This is a genomic window from Ectobacillus ponti, assembly GCF_024294785.1.
Taxonomy (GTDB): Bacteria; Bacillota; Bacilli; order Bacillales; family Bacillaceae_G; genus Ectobacillus; species Ectobacillus ponti.
In genome coordinates this window covers 1-2,341 of record NZ_JANCLT010000028.1, presented here as the reverse complement: position 1 = coordinate 2,341, position 2,341 = coordinate 1, and the positions used below count along the sequence as shown (strand labels likewise).

At 43.9% G+C, this 2,341-nt stretch carries 2 protein-coding genes; both read left to right on the top strand.

Features of this window, described 5'->3' with window-relative positions:
- Nucleotides 1–29 precede the first annotated feature (29 nt).
- On the top strand, nt 30–1,532 hold the full coding sequence (istA, locus tag NK662_RS22970) for an IS21 family transposase (protein ID WP_254761311.1): 1,503 nt from the start codon (nt 30–32) through the stop codon (nt 1,530–1,532).
- Nucleotides 1,529–2,272: an IS21-like element helper ATPase IstB gene (gene istB, locus NK662_RS22965; RefSeq protein ID WP_254761310.1), complete on the top strand. Its 744-nt coding sequence runs from the start codon at nt 1,529–1,531 to the stop codon at nt 2,270–2,272. Before istA ends, istB begins: the two co-directional genes overlap by 4 nt.
- The last annotated feature ends 69 nt before the right edge of the window (nt 2,273–2,341 follow it).

The window sequence follows — 2,341 nt, the reverse complement described above, 5'->3', positions numbered from 1 at the left end:
AAGCCAACATAGATGGAGGTCATGAAAGGATGCTAGCAATGCCTGAAATACATTATATCAAACATTTACGAGAGAACAAAGAACTGACTATATCAGAGATTGCAAGGAAAACAGGAAACAACTGGAGGACTGTTAAGAAGTATGCAGATGGATCAGTCCAGCCTAAAGATGTGCAGAAGAAGAAACGTGGCATGATGTATGAGGAAGGCTACGGTGAAATTGTGGATGATTGGCTGGAGGAAGATGCGAAGCTACGGAGGAAGGAAAGAAGAACAGCAAAACGTATCTTTGAACAGCTGAAGAATGAACATGGCTTTAGAGGCTCATACCGCACAGTATGTGAGTATGTCGAGAATAGACGGCCTCAAATCAAGGAACAGCAAGTGGAGCGTCATGAGCGATTGGAGCACCCTCCGGGTGAAGCACAAGTGGATTTTGGTAATATGACAGTTGTTCATAGCGGTGCCTATAAAGACATTAAGGCCCTCATTCTGAGTTTTCCTCATAGCAATGCTGGATTTATTTATCCCCTTCCAGCTGAGAACAGTGAGTGCTTCTTAGAAGGGCTAAAACAGTTATTTCAACAGGCCGGAGGCGTGCCTACCTATTTGAGAATGGACAACCTTTCAGCTGCCGTGGTTAGTATTGGAAGGGGTGATCAGCGTACCTATACAGAGGACTTCCTTCGCTTCCAAATGCACTATGGCTTTGAAGCGCAGCCTTGTAATCCTGGGAAAGGAAATGAAAAAGGGAACGTTGAGAGAAAGGTGTGTTACACGCGAAATAACTGGTTTGTCACAGCGCCTGTCATGGAGGATTTCGCAGGACTAACCGCTTGGTTGCAAGAGCAAATGATAGCAGACCGGCAGCGTCTCCATTACGATAAAAAGGTGTTAATTGATCAGCTATGGCAGGAGGACCAGAAACACCTGAAGCCTCTCCCTCTAGAAGCCCTATCGGTCTTTTCTATTGATACAGCTGCCATTAATAAGTATGGCGAAATCACAGTAGACCAAACGAGATTTGTAATCCGTAAAACGGTGACAAAGCAACACCTTATTGTAAAAAAAGAATGGGATCAATTCACCTGTCTTACTAATGATGGAGAAGTTGTATACCAGGATTATCGCCCGTACATGCACGTGAAGCGAGATATTCCTTGGAAAGAGATTTTTACAGATTGGGAGGGAAAGCCTCGTTCTATGCGTTATTCCCGCTTTTTTCCTTACTTACCCGAAAGGGTGCAAGCATATCTTCTCTTTAAAAAAGAGGATATGCGTAAGCGAATTAGTGGTATGCGGCAGCTTATAGGCGATGTTTCCTTTGAACAGTTGCAGGAATTGCTTCAGCAAGAGGAATGGCTGGAAAGAGAGCCTCATGAACTCAAGTTCCTTCTAAAGGCAAAGAATGCTTCCTATCCAGAGAAATGGGGAGAGACCTATACTCCTTCTGTCCTGGTTAATTATGAAACGGACCTCGGACAGTACGACCGGGTGCTTTGTCCATCACTAGAAGGAGGTTCGCAGTCATGACACTTGGCACACTGCAAGAAGTTTGTAAAATGCTTCATCTGTCTCATGTTTTAGATGCTTACAGCAGCATTCCTTTTCAGGATAAGGAACAGTTTCTCCGGGATGTTCTATGTGTAGAAATTGAGTCCCGTCAGACAAATAAGGTCGCAAGACTTTTAAAAAAAGCAAAGTTTCGGGAGCTAAAGTGGTTAAGGCAATATGAATGGGGAGAGCAAATTCATTTACCAGCTACCGTTAACCAGAATCAAATTTGTGACTTACAATTCCTTCAGAGCAAGCAAAACCTACTTCTACTTGGTTCCCCAGGAACCGGTAAGACGCATCTAGCAACAGCACTTGGAGTAAAAGCTTGTGAAATGGGCCATCAGGTTCGCTTCTTCCGTGTGGCAGACCTCGTATCCCAGCTGGAGGAAGCATTAAAGCAAGGAACGCTTCCGCGCCTGACAAAGCAAATTGAGGCGTGTGAGCTGCTCATTTTAGATGAATTAGGGTATGTCCCATTCCAAAAACAAGGAGCAGAACTTTTATTTCACATTATCGCTGACTGTTACGAACAGAAAAGTGTTATTGTAACTTCTAATTTGGAATTTGGGCAGTGGAATCGGATATTTGGGGACAACCGCCTTACTTCTGCATTGGTGGACCGTTTGGTCCATCATGCCCATATCATTGCATTTACAGGGGAAAGTTATCGCCTAAAACATGCGCTTTCTTCAACTGCTTCAGACATGAATTTTTAATAAAAAACGGAGCGGCAAGCCTCTGCACTTTTCGCTGCAATTCTCTGCACTTTCTGCTTGCAAAAAACA

Coding starts and splice junctions, on each gene's coding strand:
- istA (WP_254761311.1), top strand. CDS start 30: ATGCTAGCAATGCCTGAAATACATTATATCAAACATTTACGAGAGAAC.
- istB (WP_254761310.1), top strand. CDS start 1,529: ATGACACTTGGCACACTGCAAGAAGTTTGTAAAATGCTTCATCTGTCT.